18 protein-coding genes are annotated in these 17,701 nt (G+C 68.5%); 15 read left to right on the top strand and 3 right to left on the bottom strand.

The window, feature by feature from the left end; translation table 11 throughout:
* Positions 1-128: 128 nt before the first annotated feature.
* On the bottom strand, positions 129-1,235 hold the full coding sequence (locus ACZ5TV_RS11895; RefSeq protein WP_464383877.1) for a hypothetical protein: 1,107 nt from the start codon (positions 1,233-1,235) through the stop codon (positions 129-131).
* A 188-nt stretch (positions 1,236-1,423) separates the two neighbouring features.
* Here ACZ5TV_RS11895 and ACZ5TV_RS11890 point away from each other — a divergent pair, with 188 nt between their 5' ends.
* The 13 genes from ACZ5TV_RS11890 to ACZ5TV_RS11830 all read left to right on the top strand — a co-directional run bounded on the left by ACZ5TV_RS11890 (position 1,424) and on the right by ACZ5TV_RS11830 (position 14,312).
* Complete coding sequence (locus ACZ5TV_RS11890) at positions 1,424-1,873, top strand: Lrp/AsnC family transcriptional regulator (protein ID WP_379783134.1); 450 nt, start codon at positions 1,424-1,426, stop codon at positions 1,871-1,873.
* Positions 1,874-1,971: 98 nt separating this feature from the next.
* Positions 1,972-3,129 (top strand): DUF63 family protein, encoded by a 1,158-nt coding sequence (locus ACZ5TV_RS11885; protein WP_379783132.1) that lies wholly within the window; start codon positions 1,972-1,974, stop codon positions 3,127-3,129.
* Between the two features lie 75 nt (positions 3,130-3,204).
* Complete coding sequence (locus tag ACZ5TV_RS11880; protein WP_379783130.1) at positions 3,205-3,612, top strand: hypothetical protein; 408 nt, start codon at positions 3,205-3,207, stop codon at positions 3,610-3,612.
* 139 nt (positions 3,613-3,751) lie between these two features.
* Positions 3,752-4,921, top strand: coding sequence for a bifunctional phosphopantothenoylcysteine decarboxylase/phosphopantothenate--cysteine ligase CoaBC (coaBC, locus tag ACZ5TV_RS11875; RefSeq protein WP_464383876.1), 1,170 nt, complete (start codon positions 3,752-3,754; stop codon positions 4,919-4,921).
* A 139-nt stretch (positions 4,922-5,060) separates the two neighbouring features.
* Positions 5,061-6,248 (top strand): monovalent cation/H+ antiporter subunit E, encoded by a 1,188-nt coding sequence (locus tag ACZ5TV_RS11870; protein WP_379782256.1) that lies wholly within the window; start codon positions 5,061-5,063, stop codon positions 6,246-6,248.
* On the top strand, positions 6,245-6,550 hold the full coding sequence (locus ACZ5TV_RS11865; RefSeq protein WP_379782247.1) for a cation:proton antiporter: 306 nt from the start codon (positions 6,245-6,247) through the stop codon (positions 6,548-6,550). Before ACZ5TV_RS11870 ends, ACZ5TV_RS11865 begins: the two co-directional genes overlap by 4 nt.
* Positions 6,550-6,876 (top strand): monovalent cation/H(+) antiporter subunit G, encoded by a 327-nt coding sequence (mnhG, locus tag ACZ5TV_RS11860; RefSeq protein ID WP_379782258.1) that lies wholly within the window; start codon positions 6,550-6,552, stop codon positions 6,874-6,876. Before ACZ5TV_RS11865 ends, mnhG begins: the two co-directional genes overlap by 1 nt.
* Positions 6,873-7,469, top strand: coding sequence for a DUF4040 domain-containing protein (locus ACZ5TV_RS11855; RefSeq protein ID WP_379782250.1), 597 nt, complete (start codon positions 6,873-6,875; stop codon positions 7,467-7,469). Before mnhG ends, ACZ5TV_RS11855 begins: the two co-directional genes overlap by 4 nt.
* A complete protein-coding gene (locus ACZ5TV_RS11850) occupies positions 7,466-8,095 on the top strand; it encodes an MnhB domain-containing protein (protein ID WP_379782252.1) in 630 nt (209 codons plus the stop codon). Before ACZ5TV_RS11855 ends, ACZ5TV_RS11850 begins: the two co-directional genes overlap by 4 nt.
* Positions 8,092-8,664, top strand: a complete 573-nt coding sequence (locus ACZ5TV_RS11845; protein ID WP_379782254.1) for a cation:proton antiporter subunit C — start codon at positions 8,092-8,094, stop codon at positions 8,662-8,664. The genes ACZ5TV_RS11850 and ACZ5TV_RS11845 overlap by 4 nt, the downstream gene beginning before the upstream one ends.
* A gap of 10 nt (positions 8,665-8,674) precedes the next feature.
* Positions 8,675-10,324, top strand: coding sequence for a proton-conducting transporter transmembrane domain-containing protein (locus ACZ5TV_RS11840; RefSeq protein WP_464384344.1), 1,650 nt, complete (start codon positions 8,675-8,677; stop codon positions 10,322-10,324).
* Complete coding sequence (locus tag ACZ5TV_RS11835) at positions 10,321-12,522, top strand: proton-conducting transporter transmembrane domain-containing protein (RefSeq protein WP_379783312.1); 2,202 nt, start codon at positions 10,321-10,323, stop codon at positions 12,520-12,522. Before ACZ5TV_RS11840 ends, ACZ5TV_RS11835 begins: the two co-directional genes overlap by 4 nt.
* Entirely contained in the window at positions 12,519-14,312 is a 1,794-nt protein-coding gene (locus ACZ5TV_RS11830) for a Na(+)/H(+) antiporter subunit D (protein WP_464383875.1), read from the top strand. The genes ACZ5TV_RS11835 and ACZ5TV_RS11830 overlap by 4 nt, the downstream gene beginning before the upstream one ends.
* 329 nt (positions 14,313-14,641) lie before the next feature.
* On the opposite strand, the gene ACZ5TV_RS11825 is transcribed toward ACZ5TV_RS11830, so the two are convergent.
* Positions 14,642-14,995 (bottom strand): helix-turn-helix transcriptional regulator, encoded by a 354-nt coding sequence (locus ACZ5TV_RS11825; protein ID WP_379783186.1) that lies wholly within the window; start codon positions 14,993-14,995, stop codon positions 14,642-14,644.
* Positions 14,996-15,085: 90 nt separating this feature from the next.
* A complete protein-coding gene (locus ACZ5TV_RS11820) occupies positions 15,086-15,856 on the bottom strand; it encodes an NRDE family protein (protein WP_464383874.1) in 771 nt (256 codons plus the stop codon).
* 104 nt (positions 15,857-15,960) lie between these two features.
* Between ACZ5TV_RS11820 and ACZ5TV_RS11815 the strand changes: the two genes are divergently transcribed.
* Positions 15,961-17,031 (top strand): glucose 1-dehydrogenase, encoded by a 1,071-nt coding sequence (locus ACZ5TV_RS11815; protein ID WP_379781157.1) that lies wholly within the window; start codon positions 15,961-15,963, stop codon positions 17,029-17,031.
* Positions 17,018-17,650 (top strand): transcriptional regulator GfcR, encoded by a 633-nt coding sequence (gene gfcR, locus ACZ5TV_RS11810; protein WP_379781159.1) that lies wholly within the window; start codon positions 17,018-17,020, stop codon positions 17,648-17,650. The genes ACZ5TV_RS11815 and gfcR overlap by 14 nt, the downstream gene beginning before the upstream one ends.
* The last annotated feature ends 51 nt before the right edge of the window (positions 17,651-17,701 follow it).

Here is a 17,701-nt window from a genome sequence, read left to right as displayed (position 1 = left end):
AAAACACACTATTTTATATACGTAATTAATTACCGGATGCGCGGCTCTTCGCCGGATCGAGCTCCCGTTCCGTAGGGTGATCCGGGTCGAGTGGAACCCGCGTCGAACGCGATCCGGATCGACCGAGGTCAGCCGACGTGGATGTCGTGTGTGTCCCCGACGGCAGCCCCGACCAAGTCCGCGTGAGCGGCGAACAGGGCGTCGTCGTCAGCCGCCGCGTCGACGACGAGGGTGCGTCCTCGTCTCCGCACCGTGGCGTCCGCGAGCGACGGCTCACCGTTCGTCGCCTCGGCCGCGAGCCGCTCGACCCGCTGGCGGGTGAGTCGTCGCGGATCGGCGACCGCGCCGTATCGCAGATCGAACGTCGCGTCGTCCGTCTCGGCCGATCCGGCCGAACTACCCGACTTGCCCGCGGTCGAGACGCGCCGGCCGTCCCCGACGCGTATCGCCGCGCCGACCGCGCTGGCGGTCTCGACCGCGGTTCGAACCGTGTCCGGCACCCGCGGAGCGTCCGCGAGCCGCGAGCGGGTCCGCGCTCTGCCGGCGGGCCCGAGGTCGGCGTAGACGACCGCGTCGCCGGCGAGCAGCGACGGGAGCGGGCCGTAGTCCGCTTCCAGTCCCTCTCCGGGGCCACCCCGGTCGAGGGCCGCGTCCACGTGTTCGACCGCGCGGTCCACGGTCGGGCCGTAGCCGACGATCACCGTCACGTCGCTCACGGCGGCCGCGAACGGTTCGTCTGCGCCGCGGAGTCGACGGGTTCCGTCCGCGGGACGGGTGGTGACCGCTCCGGCCCGTGACTCGATGGCCGACACGACCGCGTCCGCGTTGAACGCGCCGCGAGCCACGACGGCTCCTTCGAGGGCGTCGTCGTCGAACGCGACGCTTCCGGTGAGCGCGGTCGCGTCCCCGATCGAGACGCCGTGGGCGTCCCGCTGTGCCGCGAGGAGCCGCTCAGCCCACGGTGCCGGGAGCCCGGTCGAGGAGACGACTGACGGGTCGGCGACCGCGGTGACGACGGTGTCGGCGTCGGCGACGGTGCTCGCGTCGTACGGGACGATCGGTCCGCCACGGCGACCCGCGGATCGGCGGCCCGGGCCGGACGAAGCGGCCGTCGTGGCGTCGAATACGTCGCCGGTCGGCCGGGATCCCGACACAGGGCCGGCTATCGACCCGAGCGCGGTGCCGGCAGTTACGAGCGCGATCGCACGTCTCAGCAGGGGGCGTCTGGAGGGCATCTCCTCGTCCTCTGTTCGGGCGATACTTAATTCATATAGTTGTCAGCACGTGGCCCGCTGTGGTCGCTTTCTGACACCTCGTCCGTGCCGCACCGTCGACCCCGCAGCCTCGACCCTGTCCCGTCCGTGCCGATTCCGCGATCTGCCCCGGTCGCAAGCTCAAAGGCCTCAGCCGGCCACCCCCCGGTATGGAACTCGACGACACGGATCGGGAGATCCTCCGGCTGCTGCAGGCGGACGCGCGGACCCCGTTCTCGGAGATCGCCCGGCAGATCGATATGTCGAGCGCGACGGTCCACGACCGCGTCGGCCGCATGGAGGAGGCGGGCGTGATCGAGGGGTATCACGCCGCTGTCGACCCGAAGGCGGTGGGGTACGGGGTCAGTGCCCTCGTCGGGCTCCGCGTCGAGCAGGGTCGCGAGGAGGACGCGCTCGACCGCCTCCGCGAGATCGAGGGCGTCAGAGCGATCCACCTGACCACCGGTGAGTGGGACGTCATCCTGCGGGTGGTCGCCGAGGACACCGACAGCCTCCGCGAACTCATGTTCGAGCGGATCGCGAACATGGATGGGTTTTCGCGATCACAGACGATGATCGTTCTCGGCACCGACTACGAGGCGGAGGGGCCGCCGATCTGAGCGGCGGGTCGCCACAGCGTGATGCCGTCTCTTGACGCCGCAGTGCGCCGCCGTCCGGGACCGGAACGCTCAACTCGCGAAGCCACTGAAACCCTTCCATGAGTTCATGGGTGGAGGACCGGGTCGGCCGCTCGCCGGAGCGCGCATGGGCCGCCGCGGTCTCGCTCGTTACCGGCCTCCTCGTCGTCGGCTCGCTCGTCTCCCCGCGGACCGTCTACGACGGGTTCCTCTGGCGGTACTTCTGGGGGCCCGTCGCGGCCGACGGCCAGGGCGCACAGTGTGCGGTCCGTCCCGAGAGCGGCGGGACGGAGCTGTTGACGAGTAACGCCGCCTGCGCGGACGCGATCGCCGCCGGCGAGATCGTCGCTGAACCGGGGTACACGACCGTCTCGACGGTGAGCTACGTGTTCGTCCTGCTGGCGATGCTGATCGGCGTCGTCTTCCTGCTCCGGCGGCTGGAGATCGGCGACGAGTTCCGGTTCTTCTACGCGCTGTTCCCGTTCATGCTGTTCGGCGGAACCCTCCGGACGGTCGAGGACGCCGGGATCGCCGCGGTCCGGGCCGGTGCCGAACCGCTGATCGCGTTCCCGTGGAGCGCGCTGATCATCAGCCCGTTCATCTACTTCGTCGTGTTCGCGGTGACGCTCGGGTGCGTGCTCGCCGCGTACGCGCTCGCCGAGCGCGGGCACGCAAAGGACTACGCCCGCCCGCTGTTCGGGATGGGGACGGTCGCGCTCGCGGCCTCGTTCGGCTACCTCGTGTACCTCGCCGTCACGGCCGACTACGTTACCATCTACCCACAGGTGCTCGTGTTGACGCTCGTGCTCGCGACGGCGTCGACCGCCGGGACGTGGAAGCTGATCGAGGGGTGGAAGCCGTCGATCAACCAGGGGACCGGCTTTGCCGGCTTCGTGATCATCTGGGGTCACGCCGTCGACGGCGTCGCGAACGTGATCGGGCTCAACTGGATGCCGGAGCTCACGGGCACCGCCAACCTCGTCCCGAAACACGTCATCAACGCGCTGATCGTCGACTGGACCGCCGTCCTGCTCCCGGAGGCGGTGCTCGCGGTCACGAAGGACGCGTGGCCGTTCCTGTTCGTAAAACTCGCCGCCGCGACGGGCGTCGTGTACGTGTTCAACGGCGAGCTGTTCGAGGAGTCGCCGCGGTACACCCTGCTGCTGCTCATCACCGTGCTCGCCGTCGGGCTCGGTCCCGGGACGCGCGACATGCTGCGGGCGACGTTCGGGATCTGACCGGCGATTGGGTGTGAGACACCGAGTATCCGGACTCGGCGAACGTTTATATCGTTTGATTCGAAACGAACGAATATGCGAAAGACGGCTATCAATGCAGCGGTAGCGCTCGTTGCGTCCGTAGCGATGCTGTTCGTTCCGGTGGGTGCGGTCGTTGCCCCGGTCGTCGGTGGAGTCGTCTTCGGAACACTTCAGTCGAAAGACGGGATTCGGGTGGATTACGTGCGGAGTACAGCGATCGGTGCGCTCTTCGGTGTGACCGTGCTGCTGTTCGCGGTCGGATTATTCATCGCGACACCGGTCCTGAGCCACGCGGCGACCACTGTTCAGTCGGTTGCGTTCGGCTTCTTGGCCGAACTCCACCCGCTCGCGTACGCGCTCGTTGCCGGCACGGTCGCGACGGGGGCGTTCGTTGGCAGTAGTTTGCTGGTCGCAGAACTCGAGCTCGGACGGCGGGGGCCGCCGTCACCGACCAGCTCATAACGGGAAGCTTCGACGGGTGTCGGCTCCCGTGGCTGGCTCCACGGGCTCCACCTAGCCGTAGCCGGATCTCCGCGTCTCCGCCGCGGCGTCGGCGCACACCGCCACCTTATAAATCCTCGCGGGGGTAACCGTCGCGGTAATGTTGGAGGGCGTCAACGTCGCGCTCGGCGTGTCGGGCAGCATCGCGGCGGTGAAGGTCGTCGAGCTCGCCCACGAGCTCCGCCGGCACGGCGCGAGCGTGCGTGCGGTGATGACGCCGGCCGCGACGGACATCGTTCACCCGTGGGCGGTCGACTTCGCGACCGACGAGCCCGTCGTCACGGAGATCACCGGGGACGTGGAACACGTCGAGCTCTGCGGCCGCGAGGGGTGGGCCGACGTGCTGCTGCTCGCGCCCGCGACCGCGAACACGGCCGGGAAGGTCGCCGCCGCCGTCGACGACACGCCCGTCACCACCTGCGCGACGACCGCGCTCGGCGCAGGCGTCCCGGTGGTGATGGCCCCGGCGATGCACGAGCCGATGTACGACCATCCCGGTGTGCTCGCCGCGCTCGACACGCTGGAGGCGTGGGGAGTGACGTTCGCGGACCCCCGGATCGAGGAGGGGAAAGCGAAGATCGCGGCGGAGGCGGAGATCGTCACGGAGGTCGCCCGGGCGACGACCCCGGACACGCTTTCGGGACGGCACGTCGTCGTCACCGCGGGCGCGACGAAAGAGCGGATCGACCCGATCCGGATCCTCACGAACCGGGCGTCGGGCAAGACCGGACGGGCGGTCGCCCGCGCCTGCTACGTCCGCGGGGCGAGCGTGACGCTCGTGCACGACGGCGACGAGGTGCCGTACGCCGACGTGGTTCGGGTCGAGACCGCCGACGAGATGATCGACGCCTGTCGGGCGGCGGCGGTGACCGCGGACGCCCTGGTGTCGGCCGCGGCCATCTCGGATTTCACGGCGGACGCCGTAGAAGAGAAGATCCGGTCCGGATCTCCCCTCTCGGTCGACCTCCGGCCAACGCCCAAGCTGTTGGATTCGGTCCGCGCGGAGCACCCCGACCTCCCGCTCGTCGGGTTCAAAGCCGAGACCGACGGCGACGACGCGGCGATGGTCGCGGAAGCGGAGCGGATCCGCGACCGCGTCGACTTGGCGTTCGTCGTCGCCAACGACGCGAGCGTGATGGGCGAGGACCGCACGCGCGTCCTGCTCGTCGGCGGACCCGACTCGACTCCGGAGGAAGCGACGGGCACGAAAGACGCCGTCGCCGGACGGATCGCCGACCGGTTGGGCGAGGCACTCGGCGTGATCGAATGATCAGCACGAACCACGTCCGGACACGGGTTTCAGGGACATGGAAGCCGACAGCGCCGGGACGGATACAAACTGTTTTGAGTCGGTAGAATCACCCGTCGGGTAGACATCACTATGTGTAGACAGCGACCCATCACCGACGCTGCCGGAGGTGACGGGGGTGGCTGACGACGACGCCGAACCCCCGGGCCGCTCGATCGTCGTTCCCGTAGAACCTACCTCCACGCTTCGATCGACGGTCGCATACGTCGCGGAGACGGCGAAGAACGACGGGTTCGACACGGTCCACTTCGTCGTGCTCGCCTCGTGGCGGCGCGACGACCCCGAAACCGCCGCGCGGGAGGCGGACGCCGAACGCGTCCTGGAGAAGGCGTCTGCGTGGGCGACTGCCGACCTCGCGGAGGCGGACGCGGCGGACATCGGCGTCGTCACGGCCATCGTCGGCGACGAGGAGTACCTGTTCGGCCCCGGCGACTACGCCCGCGAGCTCGTCGCCTACGCCGACGAGCACAGGGGCGAAGCCGTGATCCTCGATCCGGAGTACACCCCCGTCGGCAACACCACGCTGCTCCAGCCGCTGGAGTTCGAGCTCTCACATACGTCGCTCGCTGTGCGGAAGGCTCCCGTGGCCCGCCCCACCCGCCGGGAGCGGCTGCGCCGGGAGGCGACCGGCCGCCGGTTCGCGGCGCTGTTCTCGACCTCATTGGTCTTTTATTTCGTCCTCGGCGACCCGCTGTACTGGTTCGACTGGCTGACCGGCGTCGCGAGCGCGACGATCGTCGCCATCACCCTCTCGCGGGTCAGTATCGATACCGAGCCGTCGATCCCACGAACGCCGCTACGGATGCTCCGCGGACTCGTGTACGTCCCCGTCCTGCTGGTCGAGATCATCCGGTCGAACCTCATCGTCGCTCGCGTCATCCTCGATCCGCGGCTGCCGATCGACCCGACGCTGAACCGCGTGCGGGTGCTCGTCGGCAGCGGACTCCCGTTGATGACGCTCGCGAACTCGATCACGCTGACGCCGGGAACGCTCACCGTTCGGGCCCGTGACGGCGATCTCTACGTCCACTCGCTCATCCCGTGGGCCCGCGACGGCCTGTTCGACGGCTCCCTGGAGCGGTGGACCCGGTTCATCTACTACGGCCGGGAGGCCGCGCGGCTCCCCACGCCCCGCGAGCGTGACGACGTGGCGATATTCCAAGGCCCGGACGCGACCGAACCGCTCCCGATCGCCCGCGCTGACGGCGGAGCAGTCAGCGACGTCGACGATAGCGAGACGGACGCTGGAGACGACGAAGCGGCCGGGGACGAGGTGACCGACGAATGAGCCTCGTCGACGCGACGCTCGTCGCCGGCTACACCGTGAGCGACTTCCTGCTCGCGGCCGCCGCCGGATTCGTCGTCCTCGCGATCGGGATGCTCTACCGCGCGGTGAAGGGGCCGACGATGCAGGACCGTGTGCTCGCGGTCAACGTGCTCGGCACCAACACGGTCGTCATCCTCGCGATGCTCGGAGCTGCGCTTTCGGAGCCGACGTTCCTCGACATCGCGCTGATCTACGCGCTCCTCAACTTCCTGATGGCGGTCGCCATCTCGAAGTTCACCGTCGAACGGGGTGGTGTGCTGTGATCGAGACGCTCGAACCGGCGCGGATCGGGCTCGTCGTCCTGTTCGTGGTCGTCGGGCTCTTCTTCACGTTCGTCTCGATGACGGGCGTGATCCGCCTACCGGACGTGTACTCGCGGGCACACACCGCCTCACAGGCCGACACGCTGGGTGCGGGATTCGCGCTCGCCGCCGTCGCGCTCGTGATCGGCTGGGAGGGTGCGGGGTTCAAATCCGTCATCCTGCTGTTTTTCATCTTCGTAACGAACCCGACGGCGGCTCACGCGATCGCCCGGGCCGCCTTCGAGGAGGGGATCGTGCCGTGGACGGAGGGTGACGAGCGCCGATGAGCGGTTCCGTTCCCCTCGTCGCCGCCGGCTCCGCTCCACAGCCCGTTATCGCGCAGATCACGGCGATCGAGGCGAGCCTGTTCGTCTTCGTGGTCGTCACGGCGATCGTTACGGCGCTCGCGCGGGACGTGCTCGCGGCCGTGATCGTGTTCGGGGCGTACAGCCTCGGGATGGCGGCGCTGTACACGTTCTACCGCGCGCCCGACGTGGCGATGACGGAGGCCGCGATCTCCGCCGGCGTCACGACCGTCCTCCTGTTAGTGACGCTCGCGAAGACGACACGGATCGACCACGAGGTCGCCTTCGAGTCGGTGAACCTCCCCGCGGCCGGCGCGGCCGGCCTGCTGTTCGTCGGAATGGTGCTGACGATGGCGGAGATCCCCGCCGTCGGCGACCCCGACGCGCCCGCGTGGAGCAACGTCGACGTCACGCAGTGGTACATCGCCGAGACGTACGCGGAGACCGGCGTCGAGAACGCCGTGATGGCCGTACTGGCCGCGTTCCGTGGGTTCGACACGTTCGGCGAGGCGGTCGTCGTGTTCGCCGCCGGGATCGCCGTCCTCGTCGTCCTGCGGCGGGAGGTGTTCGCATGAGCGACCGGGCGGACGACATCGACAGCGACGTCGCCGATGTCGGCGACGACGCGCCGACTCGCACCGATCGGCTCGACTCGACGACACGACAGGGTTCCCCGTACACGGAGAGCCAGGTGATCATGCCGACGGTGAAGATCGTCGCCCCGTTCGCGTTCACCTACGGGCTGTTCGTCACCTTCCACGGCGGCGGCTCGCCCGGCGGCGGGTTCCAGGGCGGCGCGATCATGGCGGCGGTCGTGTTCATGATCGCGTTCGCGTTCGGCATCGAGGCGACCCGCGAGTGGCTCGCGAACACGGTGGTCGTCGGCCTCGCGGTCGGCGGGACGCTCGTGTTCGCCGGGATCGGGCTCCTCACGATGACGCAGGGCGGCGCGTTCCTCCAGTACGAGCTGCTCCCGGTGCCGCTGTCGCGGATCGACCGCGTGACCTACGGTATGGAGGCCGTGGAGATCCTCGGCATCGCGTCCATCGTCAGCGGCGTGCTGATGGGGCTGTTCTTCCTGCTCGCGCGGGGGTTCGCCGGCAGCGGCGACGGCGACTCCGATGCCGACGCCGCCGCTGCCGACGGCGAGAGGCATCTCGACGACCGGACGGCCCGGACCGACGGGGGTGACGACCGATGACGCTCGTCTCCATCGTCGAAGCGGCCGTGGGGTCGACCGTCGTGGGGTCGACCGTCGTGGAATCGACCGTCGTGGGAACGGCGAGCGTCCTCGACGTGCTCGCGACGCGTCACGCGTACGTCGTGTTCGCGCTGCTGTTGTGTATCGGGCTGTACATGATGATCGCCAACGAGAACCTGATCAAGAAGATAATCGGACTCAACCTGTTCCAGACGGCGATCTTCCTGTTGTTCGTCGTCTCGGCATACGTCGAGGGGGGCGCGATCCCGATCATCCCCGCGGGGACAGCGCAGGGCGCGGCGTACGTCAGCCCGCTCCCACACGTGATCGTGCTCACGGCCATCGTCGTCGGGGTGAGCCTCACCGCCGTCGGGCTCGCTCTGTGTATCCGGATCTACGACGAGTACGGCACGCTTCGCGTCGACACCCTCCGGAGTCTGATGCGGGATGAGGGGTCGCTGCCGCGTCGTCCCGGGACCGCCGTGACGGCCGAAGATGTCGCTCGCGCCGACGGAAGCGGTCCCGTGGACGAGGAGGCCGCCGCCGACCGGGGTGATACCGATGAGTGAGCTGGTCCCGATGGCCGAGCTGCTCCTGCCGCTCGCGGTCGTCGTTCCCATCGTGGCGGCGACGCTCCCGCTGGCGCTCGGTCTCCGATACGACGACGTCGGGTGGCCCGTCGCCGCCGTCACGAGCCTCGTGCTCGTCGGTATCGCCGGCGCGGTGGCAGTCGCGACGTACACGGGCGGCCGGTTCACGCACGCGCTCGGCGGCTACCAGCCGCCGGTCGGCATCGAGCTCGTCGCCGACGAGCTCTCCGCCGCGGTGCTCGTCCTGATCGCGCTCGTCGCCGCCGCGACGCTCGCGTTCTCGCGGGTCGCCGGGCCGCGCGGGAACGCCTTTTACAGCGGCTACCTCCTGTTGACGGGCGGGCTCTCCGGCGTCGTCCTCACGGGCGACCTGTTCAACCTGTTCGTCTTCCTGGAGATCGTCGGGCTGACGACGTACGCGCTCATCGCCTCGGACCGGTCCGGTGCCAGCGCGTACGCCTCCCTGAAGTACCTCGTGTTGGGGACCGTCGGGGCCTCGCTGTACCTCGTCGGCGTCGGCTACGTGTATCTCGCGACGGGGTCGCTGAACATGCTCGATCTCCAGACGCGGATCCTCGAGGAGGCGTCCTACACCGATCCGCTGATACAGGCCGGCTTCGCCTTCATCGTCGCCGGGTTCGCGTTGAAGATCGCGCTGTTCCCCGTCCACACTTGGCAGCCGGACGCCTACCAGCGCGCGCCGGATTCGGTGACGACGTTCGTCGCCGCCCTAGTGTCGACGGCCGGCGCGTACGCGCTGATCCGAGTGACGTACACCGTGTTCACGGTCGAGTTCCTCGCCGCCAACGAGGCTATCACCACCGTGTTGCTCGTCGTGTCCGGCGTCTCGATCCTCGCGGGCTCCGTGCTCGCGGCGATGCAGTCGGACCTCAAGCGGATGTTCGCGTACTCCTCGGTGGCACAGTTCGGGATGATCGCCGCCGCGGTCGGCCTCGCCAACGAATGGGCGCTGCTCGGCGGGATCGTTCACCTGCTCGGTCACGGGCTGTTGAAGTTCGGACTGTTCCTCGCCGCGGGGCTGCTCGCGCTCGGGTACGGTGCCCGCCGCGTCGAGGACCTGGCGAGCCTCGCTCGACGCGCGCCGTACACCGCGGGGTCGCTCGCGGTGCTCGGGCTCGCGTTGGTCGGGATCCCGCCGTCGATCGGCTTCCTCGGCAAATGGTACATCGCCTTCGGGGCCGTTCAAGAGAGCGGTCTCGGCGGCGGTGCGGTCGGGATCGGGATCGCAGCCGTGATCTTCGTCAGTACGCTGTTCACGCTCGCGTACGTCGCCCGCCTGATAGAGCAGCTGTACTTCGCCGGCGTCGGTCTCGACGACGGCCACGGTCACGACGAGGGAGCCGTCGACGGGACGCACGGCGACGCACACGACCGCGACGTCGTCGCCGACGGCGGACAGGACGCCGGTGGCGACCTCGACGCTGGCGACGACCACGTCGCGGACGAACCGATCCCGCCGGAGCCGGGCGCACCGACGACGCTCGGCGTGCGGGACCGCGTGCCGACCGGGGCGTTCCTCGTCCTGATCGGCACCACCGTCGTCGCCGTCGCGCTCGGGTTCGCGGGGGCGACGTTCGCGACGCTTCTCGACCCGTTCCTCAGTGAGGTGTTCGCATGACTGACGTTCCACTATCCGACCTCCGACCGTTGCTCGCAGTTCTCGTCTCGTTCGTCGCGACGGCGTTCATCGTCGCGTCGTACCGCTCCCCGAACGTTCGTGAGGGGTGGACCCTGCTCGCAGCGGTCGTGAAGTTCGGGATCGTCGCCTCGATGCTACCCGGCGTCCTGGACGGCACCGTCTACGAGACGTCGATCGCGACGTTCCTCCCCGGGATCGAGTTCGCGCTGCGGGCCGACGCGCTCGGGATGCTGTTCGCGTTCCTCGCGAGCGGGCTGTGGATCGTCACCTCGTTCTACAGCATCGGCTACATGCGCGGCAACGACGAGATCAACCAGACGCGGTACTTCGCCGCGTTCGCCGTGTCGCTGTCGGCGACCATGGGGATCGCCTTCGCGGGCAACCTCGTGACGATCTTCGTCTTCTACGAGCTGTTGTCGATCGCGACGTACCCGCTCGTCGCCCACGACGAGACGGACGAAGCACGGTCTGCGGGTCGGAAGTATCTCGCGTACACGATGTTCGGCGGTGGCGTGCTCGTGCTCGCCGGCACCGTATTGGTGTACTGGCTCGCCGGCTCCGTCGCGTTCACCGCGGGCGGGATCGAAGCGCTCGCGAACGCCGACCCCGGCCTCGCGATGGTCGCCTTCTTCCTCCTCGCGATCGGGTTCGGGGTGAAAGCGGGTATCATGCCGCTCCACCAGTGGCTTCCCGAGGCGATGGTTGCGCCGACGCCCGTCTCCGGACTGCTCCACGCGGTCGCGGTCGTCAAGTCCGGTGCGTTCGGCGTCTCCCGGGTGATCCTCGACGTGTTCGGGCCGGAGCTCGTGTTCTCGCTGTCGCTGCCGTTCGGGTTCACGGCCGGGCTCGTCATGTCGACGATCGGCGCGATCACGCTGACGGCGGCCTCCCTGATCGCCTTACGGAAGGATCATCTCAAACAGCGACTCGCGTACTCGACGGTGAGCCAACTGAGCTACATCGTGCTCGGGCTCGGGCTGTTCGGCTGGTACGGGCTCGTCGGGGCGCTGCTACACATCCCGGCGCACGCCTTCATGAAACTCACCCTGTTCTTCTGTGCGGGGTGTATCCACGTCGAGACCCACACCGACTACATCTCCGAGATGGCCGGGATCGGCAAGCGGATGCCGGTGGTGATGGGCGCGTTCACGGTCGCGGCGCTCGGGATGGCCGGCATCCCGCTGCTCGCCGGTTTCGTGAGCAAGTACTACATGCTGATCGGCGGGATCCAGATGGGGGCAGAGTTGACGCCGGTCGCGTACTATCTCGTCGGCGCGCTCCTGCTGTCGGGCGTGCTCAACGTGGCGTACTTCTGGCCCGTGATCTACACCGCCTTCTTCGAGTCCGAAGACGAGCACGACGCGAAACCCCTCGTGGACTTCCGGATGGGCGGGGAGAAGCGGTCGACGCTTCCGGTGACGGACGGGGGTCGCGCAGCTGACGACGCGGCCACCGATGGGGGTCGCGCAGCTGACGACGCGGCCACCGATGGGGGTCACCCCAAGGACGATCGCGACGCTGGCGGGGACACCGATCCGGAGGACGCCGACCCGGACGAGCTCGTCACGGACGCGGAGCCGAACGATGATGGGGCCGACACGACCGACCCGAACCCCACCAACACCGATAGCTCGGACGCCACCGACGACACCGCCATCCCCGACGCGGACGACGACCTCCCGACCGACGACGAGGGCGTCGTCCGACCGGACTTCGACACGAGCGACCGCGACTTCTCCGAACCGGCCGAGCGGGTCGATACGGGCGATTACGCGGTCGACCAGAAGCCGTCCGACGTCGACGTGCCGTTCGGTGTCGGTCAGGAGGGAGACGAGCCCGACGGGACCGACGGAACCGACACGCGCGCTGACATCGACGACGGCACCGGGTACGGCCACGACGACCCGGACGACGAGGGCGACGATCACGGTCACGGCGAGTCCGACCACGACGACGCTCACGGCCATCACGGTGGCCCGCCTGCCGGCGGCTGGAAGCACGTGAACGGGCTCGACGCCTTACGTGGCCGCGAGTCGACTTGGTTCATGCTCGGGCCGATCCTCACGGCGATGACGCTGGCGCTCATGCTCGGCGTGATCCCCTACGAGATGGGCTTTCTGGAGCTGATCGAGCTGATAGTCGATACGCGGCTCCCCGAGGGGGTGGCCCGGCCATGAACGGGCTGGTGACCGCGGTGCCGCCGTTCCTCGTCCTCGCGGTCGCGGCGGCGCTCGTACTCGCGCTCCCGCGTGCGGTCGGCCACGCGCTCGCCGCGAGCGCGACCGCGTTCGTGTTCGCACAGGCGTGGCTCGCGCCCGACGGGACCCACCTCACGACGGAGTTCCTCGGCTTCTCGGTCGTCTTCTTGAACGTCGACCAGTTCTCCGCGATGATGGGGCTCGTTATCGGGTTCCTCGCGACCGCGGCGGTGATCTACGCGTACTCGAGCGACGCGCCGCGCTGGCTCACGTCGTTCGCGCTGTTGTACGTCGCCTCCACGGTCGGAACCGTCTACGCCGGCGACTGGCTCTCCGTGATCTTCTTCTGGGAGCTGATGGCCGTCACCAGCACCCTCCTCGTCTGGCAGTACGGCGGCGAGGCCGTCCGGGCGGGCTACCGTTACGCCATCGTTCACGGGATCGGCGGCACGATCCTGCTCGGTGCGGTCGTCGTCCACTTCGCGGCGGTGGAGAGCTTCCTCTTCACCGCGGAGACGGGGATCCATGCGACCGCGGCCGTGCTCGCGGCGATCGGCATCGGGATCAACTGCGGGTTCATCTTCCTCCACACGTGGATCCCGGACACCTATCCGCGCCCGCACATCGCGGCGTCGGTGTTCCTCTCGGTGTTCACCACCAAGACCGCGGTGTACGTGATGTACCGTGCGTTCCCCGAGGGCGGCTGGTGGCTGGCGTACCTCGGCGGGTTCATGGCGGTGTACGGCGTGTTCTTCGCGCTGCTTCAGTACGACCCGCGCCGGCTGTTGTCGTATCACATCCAAGCGCAGGTCGGCTACATGCTCGCGGGTATCGGGCTCGCGACGCTCGGCGGCGAGTGGGGCCAGTTCGCCGTCGCCGGGGGGTTCGCACACCTGTTCAACAACGTGCTGTACAAGAGCCTGCTGTTCATGGTGTGTGGCGTCGTTATCTACCGCACCGGCTCGAACTACATCAAGGAGATGGGCGGGCTCTGGAAGGTGATGCCCGTCGCGTTCCTGGTCTACCTCGTCGGCGCGGCCTCCATTACCGCGGTGCCCGGCTTCAACGGGTACGTCTCGAAGGGGCTCGTCCTCGACGCGACCGAGCAGATCTCCGGTAACTACCCGCTCCTGTTCGGCTACGACCTGCTGTGGTGGCTGTTGATGATCGGCGCGGTCGGGACGTTCATGTCGTTCATCAAGCTCGGCTACTACATCTTCTTCCACGGCGAGGCGTCGCCCGAACACCGCCGACTCGACGACGCGAAGCCGCTGCAGACGGTCGGGATGGGGCTCGCGGGGGTCGCGTGTGTCGCGCTCGGCGTCGTCTACACCGCCCAGCTCGACCTGCTCCCGTTCGCGGAGACGGCACACGACCTCTCGAACCCGTACAGCTACTACCTCGACCCGCTTCAGTTCGGACACATCGAGAAGGCGGCGGTCCTGATGACCGCTGGGTTCGTCGGGTTCTTCGGTCTAAAGCGGCCCCTCGGGTGGCTCGCACACCACATGCGTGACGTGGACGCCGTGTTGCATCCGGCGGCGTTCTACGCCGGGCGCGGTGCGGTGTGGGGCGTCACGGAGCTGTGGGCCGCCGTCGACCGCGTGACCATGCGGACTGCGAGCGTGATCATGACGACGGCGATGCATCCGCGGGAAACGCTCGCGGACGCCGGGATCGACGCCGAGATCCGGTCCGGGATCGGGCGCAGCGTGTTGATCCTGACGCTCGCGGCGGCCGTGGCGCTGTTCGCGCTGCTGCTCGGGTGAGCGGTCGTCCCGGCCGCGGTCTGTTTATATACTCTCTTCCGACGCTCGGTGGAGCTCGTCGGGTCGTCGCCGGGCGCGGCGCACCGTATAGAAGCGAACGCTTCGGCCGGATCCTGTGTGGCCATTATAAGGGTTCGAGCTGCCGTATCCACCGATCCCGTAGCGATCTGCTTGGACCGTCAATACGCAGAATCACCGTCACGGATGAAACGACGGTCGCTCAACGATCCGATCTACTTACGCACCCGGTCGCGACTTCTTTAAATACTCAGTCGCGACTTATTTAAATACACAGTCGTGGCCCGTTTACATACCCTCTCGCGACCCGCTCAGTACTCCTCGTACGCGAGGTTCATCAGCCACTGTGAGAAGGCGTCGGACTGGGCGTCGATCTCCTCCTCGCCGATAAACGGGGACAACATGTCGCCGGCCATCAACAGGCTGAAATCCAGGTCCCGCGGGGCCGGCTCCAGATAGTACGTGTTGTGCCCGTCGTAGACGGCGTCCTCGCGCTGGATGAGTCCGGACTCCTCTAACGCCTCCGCGATACGGCTCCCCTTCCGCGAGGAGACATCGAGCTCCTTCCAGAAGTCGCTCTGGTGGATCCCGCCGGTCTCGCGGATGAGTTCGAGGCCGGCGCGCTGGTCCGCCGACAGCTCGGACTCGAGTTCGGACACGCTCATGGAACTACAACCGCCCGCGAATCGCTTAAAACTGGCTTTCCGTCCGGGCGGCGGCGACCGACGCCACGCGGCCGGCGTCGCCGTCGTCGGTCACGACGACCCGCCGAACCCGTCTGGAAGGGACACTGACTCGGATGGCGTCTCGCAGGGTGGACCGTCGGCGAACGCGACCGCCGGCTCCGTCCCCGTCCGGATCCGCGTGAACGACCGCGTGCCGAACCCCTCGCCGTGGAGACACGCCCCGTACTCGTGATCGGCGAGCACTCGGCTCGAACGATCGAGCCACCCGCTCGCGTCCTCCCCGGGCTCGGGAACGAGCGCGCCCGCGACCCGCCGCGCGCTGGCCGCCCGATCCGTGCCGGCCTCCTTACGTCGGTCCGGGACCGCGAACCGCGCCGTGCCGTTCACCACGCCGCCGACGTTCCCGACGACGTGGACGCCCGGGTCGAGCCGCGTGACCGAGAGCTGGCCGTCGTACGAGAGTAGGAACGCCGCGACGTCGTCGGCGAGCGCGAGGAAGAACCCGTCGTAGGCGCGGTCGTCGAGCTCGCGTTCCACCGCTCGGACGGCGGACTCGGCCGTGGGCTCGCGGAGACAGTCGGCGACGAGGAGCCCCCGCGAGCGGTCGCCCTCGCGGTCCGCGTCGAGCCAGCGGTTCGTCACGGCGGCGACGAGTCCGGACTCCCCGAGGCCGATCCACGTTCCACCGGCCACCCGGTCGCGGGGCGCGACGTACGTCGACCCGTCTGCCGTCCGCAGGGAGGGGCCCTCGGACTCGCGGTCGAGCGATTCGTCACGGTTGGCCGCGAGCGCGACCGGCGTCCCCTCGAAGACCCGCCACGCGAGCGTGAGTGTACACACGTCTCGGGATCCGTTCGTCGCGATAAAAACCCGTCGCGGGTTTCTCTCCATTCTTTACTCGAAACAAAAGAAATCTTTTGTCGTCTCGCCCCATCGATACGTGTATGAAGGCGATCGCTGTGTACGACGACGGAGAGGAGCCGGTCGTTATCGACAAACCACGACCGGAGCCAGGAGCGGGCGAGGCGCTGGTCCGGACGCTCCGCGTCGGCGTCGACGGCACCGATCACGAAGTGATCGCCGGCGGTCACGGTGGAACGCCCACGGGCGAGGACCACATCGTCCTCGGCCACGAAGCGGTCGGCGTGGTCGAAGACCCGAACGACACGCCGTTCGACCGCGGCGACGTCGTCGTGCCGACGGTCCGTCGCCCGCCCAACGGGGCGAACGAGTACTTCGCGCGAGGCGAGCCCGACATGGCTCCCGACGGCCAGTACCACGAACGCGGGATCGTCGGCGCGCACGGATTCATGGCCGAGTACTTCACGAGCCCGGCCGAGTTCCTCGTCGAGGTCCCGCCGTCGATCGCGGAGTGGGGGTTCCTCGTCGAGCCCGCCTCGATCACGGAGAAAGCGCTCGAACACGCCGCGGCGAGCCGCTCGGCGTTCCACTGGGACCCCGAGAGCGCGCTCGTCTTGGGTAACGGTTCGCTCGGGCTGCTCACCGTCGCGATGCTCGATCCCGACTTCGACCGCGTCTACTGTCTCGGCCGGCGGGAGCGCCCCGACCCGACGATCGACGTGATCGAGTCACTGGGGGCGACGTACGTCAACTCGAACGACACGTCCGTGTCGGCGGTCCCCGACGCACACGAGCCGATGGATCTGGTGTTCGAGGCCACGGGGTACGCGCCCCACGCGTTCGAGACCATCGAGGCGCTCGCGCCGAACGGGGTTGGCGCGCTCCTCGGGGTCCCGGCCGACTGGGAGTTCGAGGTCGCCGGCGGCCGACTCCACCGCGAGCTCGTCCTCCACAACAAGGCGTTGGTCGGGAGCGTCAACTCCGGATACGAACACTTCGAGGCGGCGGTCGAGTCGTTGGCGGCGCTCCCGGAGTCGTTCCTGACCGATCTGGTCACCGGGATTCACCCCCTCGACGAGTTCGAGGCGGCGTTCGTGGATGACGACACGACTATTAAAACGGCGGTCGAATTCACCGCATATGAAGAACGTTGACGACCTGATAGACAGCGCTGCCGAGCTCGCCGAGCACGGTCTCTCGAAAGGTGAGATCGCGGACGAGCTGAACGTCTCGCGGGAGACGGCGAGCTGGCTCGTCGAGCGAGGCGGAGGGAATGACGCGGACCCGGCTTCGGCGGACACGGAGTCGACCGCGGACATCCACGTCGACTGGTCGGCGATCGGCCGCGACTCGACCCGGCTCTCGTACGCCGCGGCCGCGATGGCCGACCTGCTCGCGAAGGAGGGCGAGGCGGTCGACCTCACGGTCGGTATCGAGAAGGCCGGCGCGCCGCTCGCGACCGCGGTCGCACACGAGCTCGACACGGACCTCGGGACGTACGCGCCCGCGAAACACCAGTGGGACGAGGGCGACATCGCCGACCACGGCGGAGGGTTCTCGCGGAACTTCGCCGCGATCCGCGACCGCGACTGCTACGTCGTCGACGACATCATCACCTCCGGGACGACGATGCGCGAGTCGATCGACGCGATCCGCGAACACGGCGGCGAGCCCGTCGCGTGCGTCGTCCTCGTCGACAAGGTCGGCTACGAGGATATCGACGGCGTCCCCGTGTACTCGCTCGTCGACGTCGTCAGCGTCGACCGGGAGTGACGCGGGATCGCCGGGAGAGTCCCCGGAAGCGCCGGTCCGGACGGAACCCCT

The sequence above is a fragment of the Halorubrum tibetense genome, from assembly GCF_055396225.1.
The sequence above is the reverse complement of the archived record's forward strand: the minus strand, read 5'-3'. Positions and strand labels throughout refer to the sequence as shown.

Excerpts from the sequence above, each read along its gene's own strand:
- ACZ5TV_RS11850 (WP_379782252.1), top strand. The coding sequence starts at position 7,466 with ATGAGCGACCGGGCGGACGACATCGACAGCGACGTCGCCGATGTCGGC.
- ACZ5TV_RS11845 (WP_379782254.1), top strand. The coding sequence starts at position 8,092 with ATGACGCTCGTCTCCATCGTCGAAGCGGCCGTGGGGTCGACCGTCGTG.
- ACZ5TV_RS11835 (WP_379783312.1), top strand. The coding sequence starts at position 10,321 with ATGACTGACGTTCCACTATCCGACCTCCGACCGTTGCTCGCAGTTCTC.
- ACZ5TV_RS11830 (WP_464383875.1), top strand. The coding sequence starts at position 12,519 with ATGAACGGGCTGGTGACCGCGGTGCCGCCGTTCCTCGTCCTCGCGGTC.
- ACZ5TV_RS11890 (WP_379783134.1), top strand. The coding sequence starts at position 1,424 with ATGGAACTCGACGACACGGATCGGGAGATCCTCCGGCTGCTGCAGGCG.
- ACZ5TV_RS11880 (WP_379783130.1), top strand. The coding sequence starts at position 3,205 with ATGCGAAAGACGGCTATCAATGCAGCGGTAGCGCTCGTTGCGTCCGTA.
- ACZ5TV_RS11815 (WP_379781157.1), top strand. The coding sequence starts at position 15,961 with ATGAAGGCGATCGCTGTGTACGACGACGGAGAGGAGCCGGTCGTTATC.
- ACZ5TV_RS11855 (WP_379782250.1), top strand. The coding sequence starts at position 6,873 with ATGAGCGGTTCCGTTCCCCTCGTCGCCGCCGGCTCCGCTCCACAGCCC.
- ACZ5TV_RS11840 (WP_464384344.1), top strand. The coding sequence starts at position 8,675 with ATGGCCGAGCTGCTCCTGCCGCTCGCGGTCGTCGTTCCCATCGTGGCG.
- ACZ5TV_RS11865 (WP_379782247.1), top strand. The coding sequence starts at position 6,245 with ATGAGCCTCGTCGACGCGACGCTCGTCGCCGGCTACACCGTGAGCGAC.
- ACZ5TV_RS11825 (WP_379783186.1), bottom strand. The coding sequence starts at position 14,995 with ATGAGCGTGTCCGAACTCGAGTCCGAGCTGTCGGCGGACCAGCGCGCC.
- ACZ5TV_RS11885 (WP_379783132.1), top strand. The coding sequence starts at position 1,972 with ATGAGTTCATGGGTGGAGGACCGGGTCGGCCGCTCGCCGGAGCGCGCA.
- ACZ5TV_RS11895 (WP_464383877.1), bottom strand. The coding sequence starts at position 1,235 with ATGCCCTCCAGACGCCCCCTGCTGAGACGTGCGATCGCGCTCGTAACT.
- coaBC (WP_464383876.1), top strand. The coding sequence starts at position 3,752 with ATGTTGGAGGGCGTCAACGTCGCGCTCGGCGTGTCGGGCAGCATCGCG.
- gfcR (WP_379781159.1), top strand. The coding sequence starts at position 17,018 with ATGAAGAACGTTGACGACCTGATAGACAGCGCTGCCGAGCTCGCCGAG.